General features: G+C 75.2%; 14 protein-coding genes. 7 read left to right on the plus strand and 7 right to left on the minus strand.

Annotated features, from left to right (window positions below; translation table 11 throughout):
- Window positions 1-13: 13 nt before the first annotated feature.
- The 4 genes from PUR56_RS02320 to PUR56_RS02335 all read left to right on the plus strand — a co-directional run bounded on the left by PUR56_RS02320 (window position 14) and on the right by PUR56_RS02335 (window position 6,186).
- Window positions 14-1,447, plus strand: a complete 1,434-nt coding sequence (locus PUR56_RS02320) for a DUF2252 domain-containing protein (protein WP_329947631.1) — start codon at window positions 14-16, stop codon at window positions 1,445-1,447.
- A 214-nt stretch (window positions 1,448-1,661) separates the two neighbouring features.
- Window positions 1,662-4,799, plus strand: coding sequence for a CHAT domain-containing protein (locus PUR56_RS02325; protein WP_329947632.1), 3,138 nt, complete (start codon window positions 1,662-1,664; stop codon window positions 4,797-4,799).
- A complete protein-coding gene (locus tag PUR56_RS02330; RefSeq protein ID WP_329947633.1) occupies window positions 4,796-5,494 on the plus strand; it encodes a hypothetical protein in 699 nt (232 codons plus the stop codon). The genes PUR56_RS02325 and PUR56_RS02330 overlap by 4 nt, the downstream gene beginning before the upstream one ends.
- A complete protein-coding gene (locus tag PUR56_RS02335; RefSeq protein WP_329947634.1) occupies window positions 5,491-6,186 on the plus strand; it encodes an RES family NAD+ phosphorylase in 696 nt (231 codons plus the stop codon). Before PUR56_RS02330 ends, PUR56_RS02335 begins: the two co-directional genes overlap by 4 nt.
- A gap of 73 nt (window positions 6,187-6,259) precedes the next feature.
- On the opposite strand, the gene PUR56_RS02340 is transcribed toward PUR56_RS02335, so the two are convergent.
- The 3 genes from PUR56_RS02340 to PUR56_RS02350 are packed head-to-tail and all read right to left on the minus strand — an operon-like array spanning window position 6,260 to window position 9,618.
- On the minus strand, window positions 6,260-7,114 hold the full coding sequence (locus PUR56_RS02340; RefSeq protein WP_329947635.1) for a fumarylacetoacetate hydrolase family protein: 855 nt from the start codon (window positions 7,112-7,114) through the stop codon (window positions 6,260-6,262).
- The gene (locus tag PUR56_RS02345; RefSeq protein WP_329947636.1) at window positions 7,107-8,120 is read right to left on the minus strand and encodes a 3,4-dihydroxyphenylacetate 2,3-dioxygenase; all 1,014 of its coding nucleotides are present in this window, start codon (window positions 8,118-8,120) and stop codon (window positions 7,107-7,109) included. The genes PUR56_RS02340 and PUR56_RS02345 overlap by 8 nt, the downstream gene beginning before the upstream one ends.
- Window positions 8,113-9,618, minus strand: a complete 1,506-nt coding sequence (locus PUR56_RS02350) for an aldehyde dehydrogenase (protein WP_329947637.1) — start codon at window positions 9,616-9,618, stop codon at window positions 8,113-8,115. The genes PUR56_RS02345 and PUR56_RS02350 overlap by 8 nt, the downstream gene beginning before the upstream one ends.
- A 149-nt stretch (window positions 9,619-9,767) precedes the next feature.
- Between PUR56_RS02350 and PUR56_RS02355 the strand changes: the two genes are divergently transcribed.
- Complete coding sequence (locus PUR56_RS02355; protein WP_329947638.1) at window positions 9,768-11,273, plus strand: aldehyde dehydrogenase; 1,506 nt, start codon at window positions 9,768-9,770, stop codon at window positions 11,271-11,273.
- On the plus strand, window positions 11,270-12,013 hold the full coding sequence (locus tag PUR56_RS02360; RefSeq protein WP_329947639.1) for a gamma-glutamyl-gamma-aminobutyrate hydrolase family protein: 744 nt from the start codon (window positions 11,270-11,272) through the stop codon (window positions 12,011-12,013). Before PUR56_RS02355 ends, PUR56_RS02360 begins: the two co-directional genes overlap by 4 nt.
- Before the next feature lie 105 nt (window positions 12,014-12,118).
- Here PUR56_RS02360 and PUR56_RS02365 read toward each other — a convergent pair whose 3' ends face one another.
- Window positions 12,119-12,691, minus strand: a complete 573-nt coding sequence (locus PUR56_RS02365; RefSeq protein ID WP_329947640.1) for a MarR family winged helix-turn-helix transcriptional regulator — start codon at window positions 12,689-12,691, stop codon at window positions 12,119-12,121.
- A gap of 127 nt (window positions 12,692-12,818) precedes the next feature.
- Complete coding sequence (locus PUR56_RS02370) at window positions 12,819-13,622, minus strand: acetoacetate decarboxylase family protein (protein ID WP_329947641.1); 804 nt, start codon at window positions 13,620-13,622, stop codon at window positions 12,819-12,821.
- A gap of 482 nt (window positions 13,623-14,104) precedes the next feature.
- Here PUR56_RS02370 and PUR56_RS02375 point away from each other — a divergent pair, with 482 nt between their 5' ends.
- The gene (locus tag PUR56_RS02375; protein WP_329947668.1) at window positions 14,105-15,367 is read left to right on the plus strand and encodes a glutamine synthetase family protein; all 1,263 of its coding nucleotides are present in this window, start codon (window positions 14,105-14,107) and stop codon (window positions 15,365-15,367) included.
- 239 nt (window positions 15,368-15,606) lie between these two features.
- On the opposite strand, the gene hpaD is transcribed toward PUR56_RS02375, so the two are convergent.
- Entirely contained in the window at window positions 15,607-16,638 is a 1,032-nt protein-coding gene (hpaD, locus tag PUR56_RS02380) for a 3,4-dihydroxyphenylacetate 2,3-dioxygenase (RefSeq protein ID WP_329879822.1), read from the minus strand.
- A gap of 22 nt (window positions 16,639-16,660) precedes the next feature.
- Window positions 16,661-18,205 (minus strand): 5-carboxymethyl-2-hydroxymuconate semialdehyde dehydrogenase, encoded by a 1,545-nt coding sequence (gene hpaE / locus PUR56_RS02385; protein WP_329947642.1) that lies wholly within the window; start codon window positions 18,203-18,205, stop codon window positions 16,661-16,663.
- Window positions 18,206-18,226: the final 21 nt, after the last annotated feature.

Consider the following 18,226-nt stretch of genomic DNA (forward strand, 5'->3'; position numbering starts at 1 on the left):
CAGGAGGTCTGTGATGCCACGGGAAGCCGGACCGGCGATGCGCGCCGTGCGACACGCCACGCCCGAGGAGCGGGCGGCCCTCGGCAGGGCCGCCCGCCGCCGCGCCCCCCGCTCGTCGCACGCCGCGTACGAGCCGCCGAAGGGCCGGCCGGACCCGTTGGGCATCCTGGAGTCGCAGTCGGCCCGCCGGGTCCCCGAACTGGTGCCCATCCGCTACAGCCGGATGAGCGAGTCCCCGTTCCGGTTCTACCGGGGCGCCGCCGCGATCATGGCCTCCGACCTGGCCGGCTCGCCGGACTCCGGGATCAGGGCCCAGCTGTGCGGCGACGCCCACATGCTGAACTTCCGGCTGCTCGCCTCCCCGGAGCGGCAACTGCTCTTCGACATCAACGACTTCGACGAGACCCTGCCCGGCCCCTGGGAGTGGGACGTCAAGCGGCTGTCGGCCAGCCTGGCCATCGCCGGGCGGGCGAACGGCTTCGACGACGACGAGCGCTCGGACATCGTGCGGGCCACGGTGCGGTCGTACCGCGAGGCGATGGCGCGGTTCGCGGGCATGCACAACCTCGACGTCTGGTACGCCAGGATGGACGCGGCCCGCGTCCAGGCGCTGGCCACCGGCCGGATCCACAAGCGCGGGCAGAAGCAGCTCGCGCGCGCCATGGCCAAGGCCCGTACCCGCGACAGCCTGCAGGCCTTCGAGAAGCTCACCGAGACGGTGGACGGGCAGGCCCGGATCGCCGCCGACCCGCCGTTGCTCGTCCCGATCTCGGACCTGCTCACGGGCGTCACCCGCGACACGTTGCAGGGCCAGCTCCTCGACCTGGTCGGACGCTACGGCCACACCCTCTCCTCGGACCGGCGCACCCTCCTGGAGGACTACCGGCTCGTGGACGTGGCCCGCAAGGTGGTCGGCGTGGGCAGCGTCGGCACCCGTTGCTGGATCTTCCTGCTGCTCGGCCGGGACGGCCGGGACCCGCTGTTCCTCCAGGCGAAGGAGGCCGACACCTCCGTCCTGGCCGCCCACGTCGGAGCCGGCCGGTACTCCAACCAGGGCGAGCGCGTGGTTTCGGGGCAGCGGCTGATGCAGGCCGCGAGCGACATCTTCCTCGGCTGGGAACGGGTCGAGGGCATCGACGGCCGGCGCCGGGACTTCTACGTCCGCCAGCTGCGCGACTGGAAGGGCATCGCCGTGGCCGAGGACATGGTGCCGGCCGGCATGCGGGCGTTCGGCGAGCTGTGCGGCGCCACCCTGGCCCGCGCACACGCCAGGTCCGGCGACCGGATCGCGATCGCCGCCTACCTCGGGCGCGGTGACTCCTTCGACCGCGCGGTCGCGGGGTTCGCCGAGTCCTACGCCGACCAGAACGAGCGCGACCACGCGGCGCTCCTGGACGCGATCCGGTCCGGCCGGCTGCCGGCCGAGGACGTGCGGCCCTCGGGGTGATCCGGGCCGGGGGGCCGGGGGCCGGGGGAGAGGGCGCGGAGGCGTCGGCCGGACCGGTCGTCCGCGCGCGTTCCGGAGATCAACCGGTTGATTTCCGGGTGGATTCCGGGCATCTGTCGGTCCGGTGAGGGAATCGGCCGCTTCCCGGCCGGTGGCTCGGCATAGTGGCCGTAGGCACAGGGGTGAGCTCGGAACCGGGAAGGCGGGGGCGCCGGTGGGTGACGCGGAGGACGGCGGCGTGCGGGGGCTGCGCGCATGGGTCGTGGACGCGGAGGAACGGGTCAGGCGGATGCTCCCCGCGGTGGGCGGGGTGGCGCCGTCGGCGCGGGAGTGCGAGGCGTCCGTCGGCGAACTCGAAGAGCTGACGAGGCTGTTGGAGTACGACCCCGAGCTGCACAGCGTGGCGGCCGGCTCGCTGGGGGCGGCACTCGCCGACCTGATCGCGAGTGTGAACCCGGCCGGGGAGCCCGTCGCGGACCGGATGCGGCAGACCCTGAACCGGCTCCTCGGCGCGGTGGACGGCGCCCCGGACCCGGACCCGGACCCCGAGCCGGCCCCCGATCCGTCGGAGTTCCTCACCCCCGACGCCCTGCACCGCCTCGCCGCCGCCCTGGACGCAGTGAGCGCCGCCAGGTACGGCCTCCAGGACGCCCTGAACGGCGAGGACCCGCACGGGGCGATCAACGAGCTGCTCGGCCGGCTGCGTGCGGTCCAGGACCGGCCGCCCCCGGGACCCGACCAGTCCGCCGGCCTGGAGGCACTCCGGGCGATGCTGCTCGGCATCAGCGCCGCGGCCGGCGGCACCTACCAGGACCAGGCGGCGGGCCGTCACCACCGGGCGGCGACCTTCGGCCACCTCGGCGAGCTCGCCGACCTGCTGCCGCCCGGCGCCGGGGATCCCGGAGTCCTGGACCGCGTCCGGGAGTTGTACGGCCGGATCATGGACGCCGGGCAGACGGGGGACACCGACGCCGACGTACGGGTGGCGCTCGGTCTGCTGGCCGAGGCCGAGACGCTGGCGGAGGACGTCCCGGACGGGGCATTCCGAGGATTCGTCCTGGCGACGCTGGGGGCGGCACACGGGAAGCTGGGCGTCGTCACGCGTGATCCGGAGGCGGCTCTGCGGGCCATGGCGTCCATGAAGGAGGGCATGGCTGCGGTCAGGGCGAGCGGACTGCCGTTCGGCGACCTGATCCCGATGCCCCGCCTTCCGGACTTCGACCTGCTGCAGGCCGCTCTGGCCGGCGACCCGACGGTTCCGCTGCCCGAGCACGTCCCCCCGCCTCCGCGGTCCTCGACGGAGGAGGTGTACGGCTCCGCGCGCGAGCTGGGCCTGCGGTACGGCCTGAGCCCCGACGGGCAGCTCCTCGACCGGCTGATCGCGGAGCTGGAGCGGGTCAGGGACGGTGTGCGGGAGGGCCGGGCCCCGCGGATCGCCGCCGAGGCCCTGTGGAGCCTCGCCGAGGCGTACCGGGAGCGGGGCGTCCGCAACGAGGACGTGTCGGACCTCTCGGCCCTGGCGGCGGCCACGGAGGCGCTGACCGCCCTCTTTGCGGACGTGCTCCTGCAGAGCGGTGCCGAGCACGGGTTGCTCGCGGCCCGCGACGGCGCCAGCCGAGGTCTCCAGGGTGCGCTGTGGGCCGCCTCCCAGGGGCGGCTGCACGAGGCGGTGGCCGCGCTGGAGCTGGGCCGAGCCCTGGTGTTGCAGGCGACGTCCACCGCCCTGGCCGTCCCCGAACTCCTCGAACGGCGCGGCCACCACGAGCTCGCCGACGCCTGGCGGACCGCCACCGGGACCCAGGACGACGGGGCCGCCGGTGGCGGCGGGGTGCCCGGTGGCGGTGGGGTGCCCGGCGAACTGCCCAGCACGCTACGCCGCCGGGCCCTGGAGGCACTCGGCTACCGGCACGAGGGCGCCCTCGTGCGGACTCCCACGCTGAGCGAGCTCGCGGACGGGCTGGCGGAGGGCGGGGCGGACGCGCTGCTCTACCTGGTCCCCGGCGACTCCGTCAGCCCCGGGGTCGTGATCGTCGTGGGCCCGGAGCTCGGGGCCGGTCTGTGGATCTGCGAGCCGCTGTCCCGGGCCGGGAGCGGCCCGCTCGAACGCTACCTCGACGCCACGGCCGGGCACGACGCCGCCGTACGCGCCGCCGCGCGCGACGGCGATGCGGTGGACCCCGGTGCGCGGCGGACCTGGGAGGACGCGCTCGGCGGGCTCTGCGACTGGGCCCACGAGGTCCTCGACCCGGTCCTCGCGGGCATCACCGAACGGCTGGGGGGCGAACGGCCCGGCGCCGAACGGCCGGGGCCCGAACGGCCGGGTCCCGGGGCCCGGCAGCTCCGGTTCGTCCTCGTGCCCTGCGGGCGGCTGGGCATCGTCCCCTGGCACGCCGCACGGTCCCCCGGCGAACCGCCCCGCGCGTACCTCTGCCAGTCCGCGGTGGTCAGCTACGCCGCGTCGGGGAGCCAGTTCCTGCGCACCCTGCGCCGCGCCCCTCGGCCTCCGGCGGCCGAACCGGTGCTGGTCGCCGATCCGGGGCAGAGCCTGATGTACGCCGAGATCGAGGTCCTGGCCCTGCGGGACTCCTTCTACCCGGGCGCCCGGCTCTGCGGGGCGATCTCGGAGCCGGGCGTGGACGCGACGGCTCCCTGCACGCCCGAGGCCGTCCTCGGGTACCTCGCCGACGGGGCCTCGCTGCTCCACGTGGCCTCGCACGGCACGGCCGGTACGAGCCCCACGGCCTCGGCCCTCGACCTGACGGTCCCCGGGCACGCCCCCCGGCCCGACCGGGATCCGCGGGCGCCCGGCCCGGACCCCGCTCCCGGTCTGCTCACGGTCACCCGGCTCCTCGACCGGCCGGACACCGGGCACGGGCCGGGGGACGGCCCGCTGGTCGTGCTGAGCGCCTGTCAGACGGACCTCTCGATGCGCGACCACGACGAGGCGCTCACCCTCACCACGGGCTTCGTCACGGCCGGGGCCCGGGACGTCGTCGGCTCGCGCTGGGCCGCCCCGGACGGCGCGTCGGCCCTGCTCATGGCCGTGTTCCACCACTACCTGAACGTCGACCGGCTCAGTCCCGTCGACGCGCTCGGGGCCGCCCAGCGCTGGATGCTCGACCCGGACCGGCGGAACCCGGGCTCGCTCCACGGCGACCTGCTCCGGGAGATGGACCGTCCGGGCCTCGACCGGATCGCGTCGTGGGCGGCCTTCGTCCACCAGGGCCACCCGGGGGCGGGCCCGGGGGCGCGAGCGGGCGTCGACGCCACCGGTGACGGCGTGGAGAACGACGAAGCCGCGGGGCGCTCCGGTGCCGCGGAGAAGACCGTCCGAGAAGGGGGAGAGGCGTGAACGACGACGGGACGGGTGGGCGCGGGGGGCGGTCGGCGAACCGGCTCCTCGGCCTCATCCACACGCACCGGGACACCGTCCGCGAGCGGCTCGGCGAAGAGCGCTACGCCGTACTGGTCGTCCGGGTGGAGGCGCTCGCCGCCGTGGCCCCGGACGACGAGATGGGCTGGCGCCGGGCGCTCCAGGGCGTTCGGCTGGCCCTGCTGCCGCTGCCGTTCGACCATCCGGTCCGGGTCTCCCTGGACTCCTTCCGGCAGGTCGCCGCGCCACCGGGGCCGGCGAGCGTGGCCGAGGTGCGCGAGCTGCTGGCCTGGCTGTCGGCCCCGGCGGCCGGGGCGGCCGACCCCGGGGAGGCCGGGCGGGACGGCCACCCGCTGCTCGACGCGCCGTCGTTCTCGGCGGCGCAGGCGCGGGACCGCTGCGGCGGCCCGCCGCCGCCCGAACTGATCAGAGTGCCGAACGCCCGCTCCGGCGACCGCTATCCGCAGTTCCAGTTCGGCGCGGACGGCGGCCTCCCGCACCGGGTCGTCCTGGAGGTCAACCGGTTGCTGCTCGCGGACGTCGACCCCTGGGGCGCCGGAACGTGGTGGCTCAGCGAGAACAGCTGGCTGGGCGGCGTGCCCGCGTCGCTGCTCGGCCGGCTGCCCGACCACCGACTGGTCGGGGCGGCCACCCAACTGGTGGAGGGAGAATGATGAAGGACGGTCTCTTCCCGTGGAAGGAAAGCCCCTTCCCACTGATCGACTTCGCCCTGTACCCGAACGTCACGACGGTCCCGGCGGGTACGGAGCTGTGGCGGGTGCACAAGTCCCGCTACGCGCCGGACGAGTTCAACCCGAGGCTCTCGGACCTCCACTTCGACGGGGGGCGCTTCGAGGGCACGGTGCTCGACCCGTACCACTACCTGTACCTGGCGCACACCCCGGTCACGGCTCTCGCCGAGAGCCTGCTGCGCTCCCTGCCGTACGGCTCGTTCGGCACCCGGGAGGTCTCCTACGCCACGGTGCACGGCCGCTCGCTGAGTTGCCTGCGCGCCCGGTACGACCTCACGCTCGTCTCCCTGGTCACCGGGGCGGACCTGGCCGCCGTCCGCCAGGAGCCCACACTCCTGGAGGACGAGCGGAACTACGCCGCGGCCCGGCGCTGGTCGAGCGAGATCCGGGCGCAGGCGCCGGACGCGCAGGGCCTCGTCTGGGACTCCCGCCGGAACCGGGGCGAGCGCGCGCTGGTGCTCTACCGCGACCGCTTCGAGCACGCCGACGGCGGACCGCTGGAGGTGGTGCCGGGCAGCGGGGTTCCGGACCTCGGATCACCGGAAGGCCGGGAGCGGGTCAACGAGTTGATCGCTCCCCTGTGGGCGGAGGTCTCCAAGCCCGTGGGGTGGTGACGCGGTCGGCCGGTCCCCGGCGGTGGGCCCGCCCGGCGCCGTCGGGCCGGCCCGACGCCGGGGACCGGACCGGTCAGTGGGCGGTGCGGACCGGCGGCCGGACGCCCCGGAACTCCCAGTCGCCACCGAGGGCGGTGGAGAGCACCTCCTCGGAGGCGGTCAGCTGGGCGCCGACGTCGGTGCGGACGGGCACCGGACCGGCCACCACGTGGTTGCGGAGCCGGCCGAGCCCCTCGACCTCGACCTCGACGACGTCGCCCGGCTGCACCGGCCGGGAGTTGGCGGGTGTGCCGGAGAGCAGCACGTCGCCGGGGTGGAGCGTGATGGTGCGGGCGATGTCGGCCACCAGGTAGTGCATGTCCCACTCCATCTCGTCGGTGGAGCCGTCCTGGACGATCGTCCCGTTCACGTAGGTGCGCAGGTACTTGCCGCGGAAGTCCCAGTCGGTGACCAGGCCGGGGCCGAGCGGGCCGAGGGTGTCGGAGCCCTTCACCCGGAGCATCGATCCGGCGTCGGTGTCGCGGAAGTCGTGCAGGCCGAAGTCGTTGGCGACGGTGTACCCGGCGATGTACGCCCCGGCGTCGGCGGGGGCGATGTTGCGGCAGGTGCGGCCGATCACGATCGCCACCTCGCCCTCGTAGTTGAGGTAGCGGCAGCCTTCGGGCCGGACCACGGCGCCCTCGTGGGAGTTGAGCGCCGAGACGGGCTTGTGGAAGTAGGTCGGGGCCGGGGTGAGCCTGATGCCGAACTCCTCGACCCGGCTGCGGTGGTTGAGGTGGACGGCGATGATCTTGCTGGGGACGACCGGCGGCAGGTGGTGGGCGGACTCGGCGGAGACCCGGCGGCCGTCGCCGGCGACCAGGTCGGCGCCCTCGCGCCGTACCTCGACCACGGCGCCGTCGAGCAGGATCCGGCGGTACTCAGGCATGGGGGAGCTCCTCGGTGCGGGGGCCGGCGGGACCGTCGACCTGGTGCGGATCGTCGCGGTGCGGTCCGTCGTGGTGCGGGTCGACGTGGTGGTGCGGGTCGTGGCGGGCGGGCCCGGGCCGCGGCGCGGTCCAGCCGGCGGCGGGCCGGTCGAACCAGAGCAGCGCCTGTCCGGTGCCCACGGAGTTCTCGTACTCGCCGTACTGGCGGGCGGGCGCGGTGCAGCGCTGCTCGCCGAGGGCGCCGGCCAGCATCAGGTAGTGGCCGAAGCCGGCCTCGGGCTTGAAGGCCCGGAACTCGTCCATGGTGTCGAGGACGCGGTCGTGCCGGCCCTGGCGGAACCAGTCGATCCGCTGCTCGTCGGCGGCCCGGGCCTGCGGGGTGAAGATGTGGCTCGGGTCGCTGGCCTCGTGGTCGCGCAGCTCGCGCAGCGGCCAGAAGGTGTGCGACAGCGCGCCGGAGGCGATCACGAGGACCTTCCGGTCGACGGCCGCGATGCCGTCGGCGAGCGCCCGGCCGAGGCGCAGGTGGTCCTCGGCGTCGCCGGTCTGGCAGACCCCGATGCTGACCCAGCGCTTGTCCGGCAGGCCCTCGCCGAGGTGCTTCCAGAGGTTGACGGTCGCGTAGTAGACCGGGAGCCAGGGATCGTCGATCGGGGTGATCCAGGTGCCGTGGCGGTCGGCGAACCGGGCGACGGAGTGGGCGAGTTCCTGGTCCCCGGGGTAGTCGTAGGGCATCCGGCGCATGCCGCGCGGCAGCTCCTCGGAGGTGAACAGGCCGGCCCGGCGCTGCTGGGCGGCGACCACGAACTCGACGGTGGTGGCCCAGTGCGAGTCGAGGAGGACGACCGTGTCGTAGTCGACCGTCTCGAAGACGTCCCGGCGCAGCTCCCGGAGGCCGGTGACCAGGCTGATCTCGCGGCCTCCGTTGAGCTCGCGCCGGGTGGCCTCGGGCAGCACGATGGTGGGGACGTGGGCGAGCAGCCCGGCGCCGACGATCTCACCCATGGTGGGCCCAGCCCTTCGGTGCGGTGACGGTGTTGCGCAGGTCGCAGTAGAAGTCGAAGCTCCAGTCGCCGCCCTCGCGGCCGACGCCCGACTCGCGCGAGCCGCCGAACGGCGCGCGCAGGTCGCGGACGAAGAAGCAGTTGACCCAGACGGTGCCGGCCACCAGCTGGTCGGCGACCCGGTCGGCGCGCTCCCGGTCGCCGGTGACGACCGTGGCCGCGAGGCCGAAGCGGGTGTCGTTGGCGAGGGTGACGGCCTCCTCCTCGGTGGCGAAGGTCTGCAGCGTGAGCACCGGTCCGAAGACCTCCTCCTGGACGATCTCGGAGGACTGGTGGACGTCGGTGAGCAGGGTCGGGCGGTAGTAGAGGCCGCCCAGCTCCTCGTTCGGCCCGCCGCCGAAGACCGCGCGGGCGCCGTTGCCCAGGGCGCGCCGGACGTAGCCGTCGATCCGCTCCAGCTGGCGGGGGTGGATGTTCGGTCCGACGTCGGTCGTCTCCTCGCGCGGGTCGCCCTGGCGCAGTGCGGCGGCGCGGGCGGTGAGCCGGGCGGTGAACTCCTCGGCCACCGACGCCTCGACCAGCAGGCGGGTGGCGGCGAGGCAGACCTGGCCGGCGTTGTCGAACTGTTCGGCGGCGAGGTCGGCGGCGAGGTCGAGGTCCGCGTCGGCGAAGACCAGCAGCGGCGACTTGCCGCCGAGTTCGAGGCTGGTCGGGGTGAGGTGGTGGCCGGCGGACACGGCGATCTGCCGGGCGGTGGGGACGGAGCCGGTGAAGCTGATCCGCCGGACGTCGGGGTGGGCGGTGAGCGGCGCGCCCACCTCGGCGCCGTAGCCCTGGACGACGTTGAGGACGCCGTCGGGCAGGCCGGCCGCGGCGGCGATGTCCGCGAGCAGCGAGGCGGTGAGCGGTGACCACTCGGCGGGCTTGAGCACGACGGTGTTCCCGGCGGCGAGGGCGGGGGCCACCTTCCAGGTCGCCAGCATCAGCGGCGCGTTCCAGGGGGTGATGAGGACGCACGGGCCGGCCGGGTCCCAGCTGACCCGGTTGGTGTGGCCGCGGGTGTCGAGCTCCGGGTGGGCGAGGGTGAGCAGCCGGTCGGCGAAGAACCGGAAGTTGTGGGCCACGCGCGGCATGACACCGCGTCGGTGCGAGCGCAGCAGGGCGCCGTTGTCGGCGGTCTCGACGGCGGCGAGGTCCTCCAGCCGGGCCTCGACGCCGTCGGCGATCGCGTGCAGCAGCCGGGCGCGCTCGGCGGGCGCGGTGGCGGCCCAGCCGGGCTGGGCGGCGGTGGCGGCGAGGACGGCGGCCCGCGCCTCGGCGGCGGACCCCCGGGCGATCCGGGCGAGCTCGGTGCCGTCGACGGGGGAGTGGTCGGCGAAGGTGTCGGCGGAGGCGACGCGGCGTCCGCCGATCCAGTGGCGGGTGTCCACGGGGACCCCGGCCACCGTGGCGAGGTGGGGCGGCGGCGCGTCGACGGTGGCCGCGGGGTGGACGGGCATGCGCGCCCTCCTTCTACTCGTTTGGTTCCAAACAACATAGGGGCGGCGCTCGGCGAGGTCAACCCTTTGACGTGACGCTGTCGTTGGCTATCGTTTGCTTCCAAATGAAGCTCCCGGCGGCATTCGCCGCGACCTGAACCGGAGGCACCGTGACGGGCGGAACGCAGCACGGCGGCACGTACGAGGACTGGCAGCGGCGCGCCCGCGAGCTCGCCCTCCCCACCGCCCACCTGATCGGCGGCACGCAGGAACCCGGCGGCGGCGCCACCTTCGAGGTGGTCTCCCCGCGGGACGGCCGCGTCCTGGCGGAGGTCGCCGCCGGCGGCGACGCGGAGGCGGACGCCGCGGTGGCCGCCGCCCGCCGGGCCTTCGACCACGGCCCGTGGCCGCGGACCGCCCCGGCCGACCGCGGGCGCGCACTCCAGCGACTGGCCGACCTGGTCGAGCTGCACCGCGACGAACTCGCCCTGCTGATCAGCCTGGAGATGGGCAAGCCGGTCGCCGAGGCGCGGGACATCGAACTGCGCGCGGTGGCCGCCACCTTCCGCTGGTACGGACAGCTCGCCGACAAGCTGGTCGACGAGGCCCCGCACACCCCCGGCGACGCCCTCGCGCTCGTCACCCGCGAGCCGGTCGGCGTCGTGGCGGCCGTCGTGCCGTGGAACTTCCCCCTCACCATGGCCGCCTGGAAGACCGCGCCGGCCCTCGCCGCCGGCTGCACCGTGGTGCTCAAGCCCGCCGAACAGTCCCCGCTCTCCGCGCTGCGCCTCGGTGCGCTCGCCGCCGAGGCCGGACTGCCGGACGGCGTCCTCAACGTGCTGGCCGGCCAGGGCCCGGAGGCCGGCCGCGCACTCGGCCGCCACCCGGACGTCGACGCGCTCGCCTTCACCGGCTCCACCGGGGTCGGGCGCCACTTCCTGCGGTACGCCGCCGACTCCAACCTCAAGCGGGTCTGGCTCGAACTCGGCGGCAAGTCCCCGAACATCGTGCTGCCGGACGCCCCCGACCTGGACCGCGCGGCGGCCACCGCCGCCTGGGGGATCTTCTTCAACCAGGGGGAGATGTGCACCGCGCCGTCCAGGCTGCTGGTGCACCGCGCGGTGGCCGACCGGGTGGTGGACGCCGTCGTGGCCCGCGCCCGCACGCTGCGGGTCGGCGACCCGCTCGACCCGGCCACCGAGATGGGCCCGCTGGTCACGGCGGCCCACCGCGAGCGCGTCCTCGGGCACGTCGGGGCCGCCCACGAGGACGGGGCCCGGCTGCGGGCCGGCGGCGCCGCCACCCTCGCGGAGACCGGCGGGCACTACCTGCTGCCGACCGTGTTCGACCGGGTCGCGGCGGACTCCCGGCTCGCCCGCGACGAGGTGTTCGGCCCGGTCCTCGCCGTCCAGGTCTTCGACACCCCCGAGGAGGCCGTCCGGCTCGCCAACGACAGCGTCTACGGGCTGGCCGCCGGGCTCTGGACCGCGGACCTCTCCACCGCCCACCGGATGTCGCGGGCGCTGCGGGCCGGGACGGTCTGGGTCAACTGCTACGAGGAGGGCGGGCTCGAAGTGCCGTTCGGGGGCGTCAAGCAGTCCGGCCACGGCCGCGACAAGTCCGCCCACGCGCTGGACAAGTACACCGACCTCAAGACCACCTGGATCCGGCTGTGAGCGCGGCCCGGCCGCTGATCGCCCTGCCCGCCCGGTACTCGGCCTCGGCCTCGGCGCTGCGGTACGCCGCGCTGGTGACCGCCGAGGCGCTGGCCGAGGCCGTCTACCGGGCGGGCGGCGAGCCGTTCATGATGCTGCCCGCCGGGCCCCGCGCGCCGGGGGCCGCCGGCGCGGAGGAGATCGCCGAGCGACTCGCGCGCTGCGCGGGCCTGCTGCTTCCCGGCGGCGGGGACCTCGACCCGGCGCACTACGGCGGGGCCGACCGGCACCCCGAGGTCTACGACCTGCACCCCGGCCAGGACGCCTTCGACCTCGCGCTCGCCGGGTACGCCCTGGTGGCCGGCCTGCCGACGCTGGCCGTCTGCCGCGGCCTCCAGGTGGTCAACACGGTGCTCGGCGGCTCCCTGGAGCAGGACATGGGAGGCCCGGGGCGGGACCACCGGCACGTGCTCCACCGGCTGGCGCCGGTCGGCGGGAGCCTGCTGGCGTCGGTCACCGGCGCGGGGGAGCGGGAGGTGTCCTGCTACCACCACCAGCGCGTCGACCGGCTCGGGCGCGGACTCCGGGTGACGGCGCGGGCGGCCGACGGCACCGTGGAGGCGGTCGAACTCGCCTCGCCGGCCGGGTGGTTCCTCGGGGTGCAGTGGCACCCCGAGGACACCTCGGCCGCCGACCCGGGCCGGCGGGCCGTCTTCGAGGCCCTCGTCGAGGCCGCCGCCGCCGAGAGCCGCCGGGGCTGAGCGCCACCGGGGTCGAACGCGGCCGGCCCGGTCCTCCGAGGGGGGACCGGGCCGGCCGCGAGGGGCCGAGGGGGTGCCGGCGCGTCGGGGCGGGGGCCGGAGGGCTTAGGCCTCGCGCCGGCGGCGACCGCCCGGGCGGGGCGGCGGGGGAGCGTCGGCGGTCAGCTCGGAGCGGCGGTTCCCGCCGTCCCGCTCCAGTGTGCCGACGACGCGGCGCAGCAGGCCGGCCAGTTGCTCGCACTCGTCGTCGGAGAGCGCGCCGGCCACGAACGCCTCCTCCTGGTTGAACCGCGGGAACAGCTCGGCCATCAGGGACTCCCCGGCGGGGGTGAGCCGCAGCAGCACCATCCGCCCGTCCGACGGGTGGCCGACCCGCTCGACCAGGCCGCGGGATTCGAGCGTGCGGGCGACGCCGGTGAGCGTGCCCTTGGAGATGCCGGCCTCCTCGGCGACGTACCGGGTCTCCATCTCGCCCCAGATCCAGACCACCCAGAGCACCACGAACGAGGTCCAGGTCAGCTGGGCGCCGCGCAGGACGGAGTTCTCCAGGTGCTGGCGGACGGCGGCGGCCGCCCGGTGGATGTTGGAGACGGCGGCCATCTGCGCCCGCAGCAGCGGAACCTGGCCCAGCTTGGCCAGGACGGCCCGCTCGGTCTCCTCGATGGTGCGGTTGGTCACCGGTCGTCCCTCCCACGCGGCGGGGCCGCGGTTCTGTCGTCGGCCGAATCTAGCGTGCCGGGCACTCCATTTGCACCCGTACGACCTGCGTCCGGGGCCCGGGGGTCCCGGGGCCCGGGACGCAGGATCAGCCCGTCGTGGCCGCCGACTCCAGCAGGCGACCGCCGTTCCAGACCACGCCGACCTGCCGGTAGTAGGCGGCGATCGGCTCCTCGATCCGCAGCGCGGCGAGCTCCTCCGTGGGCGCCTCGAACAGCTCCAGCTCGGCGCTGCCGCGCCAGGCCGGTCCGGCCTCGAAGGCGGCGGCCCCGCTCTCGACCAGCTCGTCCAGCGCGAAGGCGCCCGGCCGGTCGATGGCCGGCAGCCGGCGGTGGTGGGCCATCGGGTGGCCGTTCACGAAGCCGTTGGTCCGGGACTCCTCCTCCAGCGTGACCACCGCCTGCGCGAGCCGCCTGTCGGCCGCCGCGAGGGTGGCCCCGAACCGGGCGCCGGGGGCGAGCCGGGGCGCCGGGCCGAAGGGGTGCGGGCGGGTCTGGTGGATCGAGCCCAGCTTCTTCGGATAGCCCTGGTGCAGGCCGCGCGCGATCGCGAAGTCCTTGTCCACCCAGATGTAGACGCAGCGGGAGTAGGTCCGGCCCCGGTAGCTGCAGCGCACCACGGCGAAGCACTCCCGGTACTGGGAGCGGACCGGGTCGAGCAGCTCCGCGCCGTCGGCGGCGCAGGACTGCCAGTCGGCCCAGATCAGGGCGACCGCGCCGGGGTCCTCCTCGGCCGGCGACAGCGGCGCGGGGAGCAGCTCGGCGACCCGGGCCGGGTCGGTGCGGTACTCGATCGTCAGCAGGTCGCCCGAGTAGTGCCAGGGCGGGGCCGGGACGAGGGAGGAGCGGCCGGTGGCCGTCCTGGGGTGAAAGAAGCCGTGCACGGTGGCCACGGCACCTCCTGGTTCGGGGTGGCTGGGGCGGGTGGCGGGCGGGTCGGTGGGCGCGGCGGCGTGGCCGCGGAAGCGGCGCGGCGGCGGGGGCGCGACCTGCGGGGGTTTCTCGTTTGGGGCCATACGATATGCCGCGACGGGCCGTCTGTCACCCCCTCCTCCCCGATTGCGCGGATCCGGCCCGGACTCTTGCCGAACGGGGCACCCGGGCCTAATGTTTGATCCCAAACGAGAGTCCGAGGCCGGTGCTGTCCGCTCGCCCGCCCGGACCGCAGGTGCACTCCCTCCCCCACGCCAGCCTCACGAGGAGGCCCGCAGTGACCGACCAGGTCGCCACCCCCGCATCCCCCGCCGGGACCACCCCCGACGCCGGGACCGCCCCGGTCGCCGGCCCGAACGCCGCAGGCCCGAGCGTCGCCGAGACGGTCGCCGCGCTCAAGGCCCAGGGCGTCGACGTCGTCCGCGTGACCTACCCGGACCTCATGGGCACCGACCGGGGCCGCGACGTCCTCGTCGACGCCCTGCCCGACGCGGTCGGCCACGGCCTCGCCTTCTGCCGCGCGATCTACCACACCGGACCGCTCGGCGAGGTCGTCCCGGTCGAGGGCGGCCTGGACGCGGGCCTGCCCGACATCACCTTCCACCCCGACCTCGCCACCCTGGTCCCGCTGCCCTGGGAGCCCGGCGTCGCCTGGTGCCTCGGCCGCACCACCGACCCGCGCACCGGCCGCCCGGGCCCGGAGTCGCCCCGCGAGGTCCTGCACACCGTCACCGAACGCCTCGCCGGGCTCGGGCTCACCGCCGTCGTCGGACCGGAGCTGGAGTACTTCCTCTGCGACCCGGACCCGACCGCGCCGAGCGGCTGGCGGCCCTACGCGGACGCCCCGGGCAACGTCTACGCGGCCGGCCGGCGCGGCGACCCGGACGGCCACCTGCTGCGCACCCTGCGTCAGCTCGGCCGGCTCGGCATCGGCGTCACCATGGGCAACCACGAGTTCTCCGGCGGCCAGTTCGAGATCAACCTCACTCACTCCGAGGCCGTGGACGCCGCGGACCGGGCGTTCCGGTTCAAGGCCGCCGTCAAGGAGCTCGCCCGGGTGGAGGGCCGGCTGGCCACCTTCATGGCCAAGCCGTTCAACGCCGAGGGCGGCTCCGGGTTCCACCTGCACGTCTCCTGCCTCGACACCGCGGGGCGGAACGTGTTCGCCGACCCCGGCGCGCCCGACGGCCTCTCCGCCACCGCCCGGCACGCGATCGGCGGCGTCCTGCGGCACGCGCCCGCGCTGGCCGCGCTGCTCAACCCCACCGTGAACTCCTACAAGCGGTTCGGGCCGGACACCCTGGCGCCCTGGCTCATCGACTGGGGCCTGGACAACCGCAGTGCGATGGTGCGCATCCCGCCGGAGCGCGGCGGCGCGACCCGGCTGGAGGTGCGCCTGGGCGACGCGACCGCCAACCCCTACCTGGCGGTCGCCGGCCTCGTCGCCGCGCTCGCGCTCGGCGTCGAGGACGCGGTGGAACCGTCCGCGCCGCTGGAGGGCTACGGCTACGACGCCGCCAGGGCGCCGGTGCTGCCCGGCTCGCTGGGCGCGGCACTGGACGCGCTGGAGGCCGACACGGCCCTCTGCGAGGCGCTCGGCAAGGACTTCACCGGGGCCTTCCTGGCCTTCAAGCGGGCCGAGCTGGAGCGCTTCGACCGCTACGTGACCGACTGGGAGTTCCGGGAGTACGGCTACCACCTCTGAGCTTGTCGTCCCACCCCTGACGGACCCGCACCCCCGACGGACCCGACGCCCGCCCCGGGCGGCGGGTCCGTCGCCGTTCCCGCAGCTCGCCGCCCGGGGCCGGGCCCCGCAGGCCATTCCCGGTCCGCAGCAGCCTCGGCGGTCGCCACCGCCCCCCGCCGGTGCCCGCCCGGGAACGACGCTGCCGCCCCAGGCGGACCCGGGGCGGCAGCGGCGTCGTTCGGCGGGGTGCGGGCCGGTCAGCCCTCCGCGGCCGGCACGGCCGCCGGGATGTTCCCCAGCCCGTCCGCGCCGACCTGGACCGCCGACTCGTCCAGCGCGGCCGAGACGACCGGCTGCGGCTTCCCGTCGAGGTCCAGCACCGGCACCGCCTCCTTGTACCAGGACTCGATGACGGCGTTGCCCCAGAAGTCCCGGCGCCGGTCGTCGTTCACGTTCCAGCGGAAGGTCTCGTGGTCCGGGTCGCCGGTGTAGTAGTCGGAGGTGTAGATCTCCACCCGGTGGCCGTCCGGGTCGCGCAGGTACACGTAGAAGGCGTTGGACACGCCGTGGCGCCCGGGCCCGCGCTCGATGTGGTGCTCGGCCCGCAGCGAGCCGAAGATGTCGGCCGTCCGCAGCACCTGGTGCGCCTCGGGGGCGAAGACCCCGACGTGGTGCAGCCGCGGCCCGGCGCCGCTGGTGAACGCGACGTCGTGGACGGTCTGCTTGCGGAACATCCAGGCCGCGTACAGCTCGTGCTCGTCGCCCTCGATGGTCTCCGAGCAGCCGAAGCCGAGGGAGCGGTAGTGCTCGTAGGCGGCGGGTATGTCCGGCACCACGATGTTGAAGTGGTCCAGCCGGGCGACCTCCGCCCCCCGGCGCAGGTCGTACCGCTGGATGAGCCGCTCGGCCCGCTCGATCGCGTGGAAGAACTCGACGGTGAAGCCGAGCGGGTCCACCACGCGGACGGCGTCGCCGACGCCGCGGGTGCCGGTGCCGGCCGGGACCCGGCGCACGGGGCAGCCGAGTGCGGTGAAGAACTCCTCGGCGTGGTCCAGGTCCTCCGGGGTGCGCACCCGGTAGGCGAGGTGGTCCAGCGCGGCGGCGTCGCCCACCCGCAGGACGAGGCTGTGGTGGGTGAGCTCGTCGGTGCCCCGCAGGTACAGCGTGCGGTCGTCCTCGTACTGGACGTGGAAGCCGAGCATGTCGACCCAGAACCAGCGGGTCCGGGGCAGGTCGGTGACGACCAGCTGGGCGTAGGCGGAGCGTACGACGTCCGGGGGGGTGGGCATCTCCGTGACCTCCATCTGCGGGTCAGTGCTGCTCGTCGGCGCCGAAGCGGGGGGTGTGGACCTCACCGAGCATCACGTGGACGATCTTGGACTCGGTGTAGAAGTCGATGCTGTGCGCACCGCCCTCGCGACCGAGGCCGCTGGCCTTGACCCCGCCGAACGGCGTGCGGAGGTCGCGGACGTTGTGGGAGTTGATCCAGACCATGCCGGACTCCACGGCGTGGGCGACCCGGTGACCCCGCTTGAGGTCGGACGTCCACACGTAGGCGGCCAGACCGTACTCGGTGGCGTTGGCCAGGTCAATGGCCTCGTGTTCGTCGTCGAACGGGGCGACCGCGACCACCGGGCCGAAGATCTCCTCCTGGAAGATCCGGGCGTCGCGCGGCACGTCCGCGAAGACGGTCGGCCGGAGGTAGTTCCCCTCGGGCAGGTGCTCCGGGCGTCCGCCGCCGGCGACCAGCCGGGCCTCCGTGCGTCCGGTCTCGACGTAGTCCAGCACCCGCCGGTAGTGCTCGGGGTGCACCAGCGCGCCGACCTCGGTCGCCGGGTCGCCCGGCAGGCCGACCCTGACCCGCTCGGCCCGCTCGGCCAGCCGGCGGGTGAACTCCTCGTACAGCGGGCGCTCGACAAGGACCCGGGAGCCGGCCGTGCAGCGCTCGCCGTTGAGCGAGAAGACGCCGAACACCACCGAGTCCAGGGCGGCCTCGACGTCCGCGTCGGCGAAGACCACGACCGGGGACTTGCCGCCCAGCTCCATGGAGACGGTCTTCAGCCGGTTCGCCGAGCAGCGCACGATGTGCCGGCCGGTGGCGGTGGAGCCGGTGAACGACAGGATCGGCACGTCCGGGTGGTCGACCAGGGCCTGACCGGCCTCCGGGCCGAGCCCGTGCACGATGTTGACCACGCCGGCCGGCACGCCCGCCTCGGTGAGGATCTGCGGCCAGAGGCTGGCGGACAGCGGGGTCCACTCGGCGGGCTTGAGCACCAGGGTGCAGCCGGAGGCGATGGCCGGTGCCAGCTTCCAGCTCTCCAGCATGAACGGGGTGTTCCACGGGGTGATCAGTCCGGCCACGCCGACCGGGGTGCGCACCACGTAGTTCAGCTGCTGGCTCCCGACCCGGAACGCCTCCTCGCCGAGGGCGACGACGACGTCGGCGAAGTAGCGGAAGTTCTCGGCGGCTCGCCGGGCCTGGCCGCGCGCCTGGGTGATCGGCAGGCCGGTGTCGAAGGACTCGAACGCGGCCAGCTCCTCCTCGCGGGCCTCGACGGCGTCGGCGATCCGGTTGAGCACGGTGGCCCGCTCGCGGTTGCCGAGTGCCGCCCACGCGGGGAAGGCGGCCCTGGCCGCCGCGACGGCGCGCTCGACGTCGGCCGCGCCGCCCGCGGCGAGGGTGGCGTAGGGGGTGTTGGAGACCGGGTCGGCGACGTCGAGGACGCGGCCGTCGGCGGAGGGGGCGGCCGCTCCGCCGATCCAGTGCAGGATCGCGCCGGGCAGTCCGGCCGGGCGGGCCGGCGTGCCGGCGGGGTCGGCGGCGGCCTCCGGGGTCGCCTGGGTGCTGGTGGTCATCTCGTCTCCTGCTCTCGTGGT

The sequence above is a fragment of the Streptomyces sp. BE303 genome (genome assembly GCF_036290945.1).
GTDB lineage: Bacteria > Actinomycetota > Actinomycetes > Streptomycetales > Streptomycetaceae > Kitasatospora.

What these genes read in the sequence shown, in the direction of transcription:
- PUR56_RS02320 (WP_329947631.1), top strand. Translation starts at nt 14, where the DNA reads ATGCCACGGGAAGCCGGACCGGCGATGCGCGCCGTGCGACACGCCACG.
- PUR56_RS02335 (WP_329947634.1), top strand. Translation starts at nt 5,491, where the DNA reads ATGATGAAGGACGGTCTCTTCCCGTGGAAGGAAAGCCCCTTCCCACTG.
- PUR56_RS02340 (WP_329947635.1), bottom strand. Translation starts at nt 7,114, where the DNA reads ATGCCTGAGTACCGCCGGATCCTGCTCGACGGCGCCGTGGTCGAGGTA.
- PUR56_RS02345 (WP_329947636.1), bottom strand. Translation starts at nt 8,120, where the DNA reads ATGGGTGAGATCGTCGGCGCCGGGCTGCTCGCCCACGTCCCCACCATC.
- PUR56_RS02350 (WP_329947637.1), bottom strand. Translation starts at nt 9,618, where the DNA reads ATGCCCGTCCACCCCGCGGCCACCGTCGACGCGCCGCCGCCCCACCTC.
- PUR56_RS02375 (WP_329947668.1), top strand. Translation starts at nt 14,105, where the DNA reads ATGGGCACCGACCGGGGCCGCGACGTCCTCGTCGACGCCCTGCCCGAC.
- hpaD (WP_329879822.1), bottom strand. Translation starts at nt 16,638, where the DNA reads ATGCCCACCCCCCCGGACGTCGTACGCTCCGCCTACGCCCAGCTGGTC.
- hpaE (WP_329947642.1), bottom strand. Translation starts at nt 18,205, where the DNA reads ATGACCACCAGCACCCAGGCGACCCCGGAGGCCGCCGCCGACCCCGCC.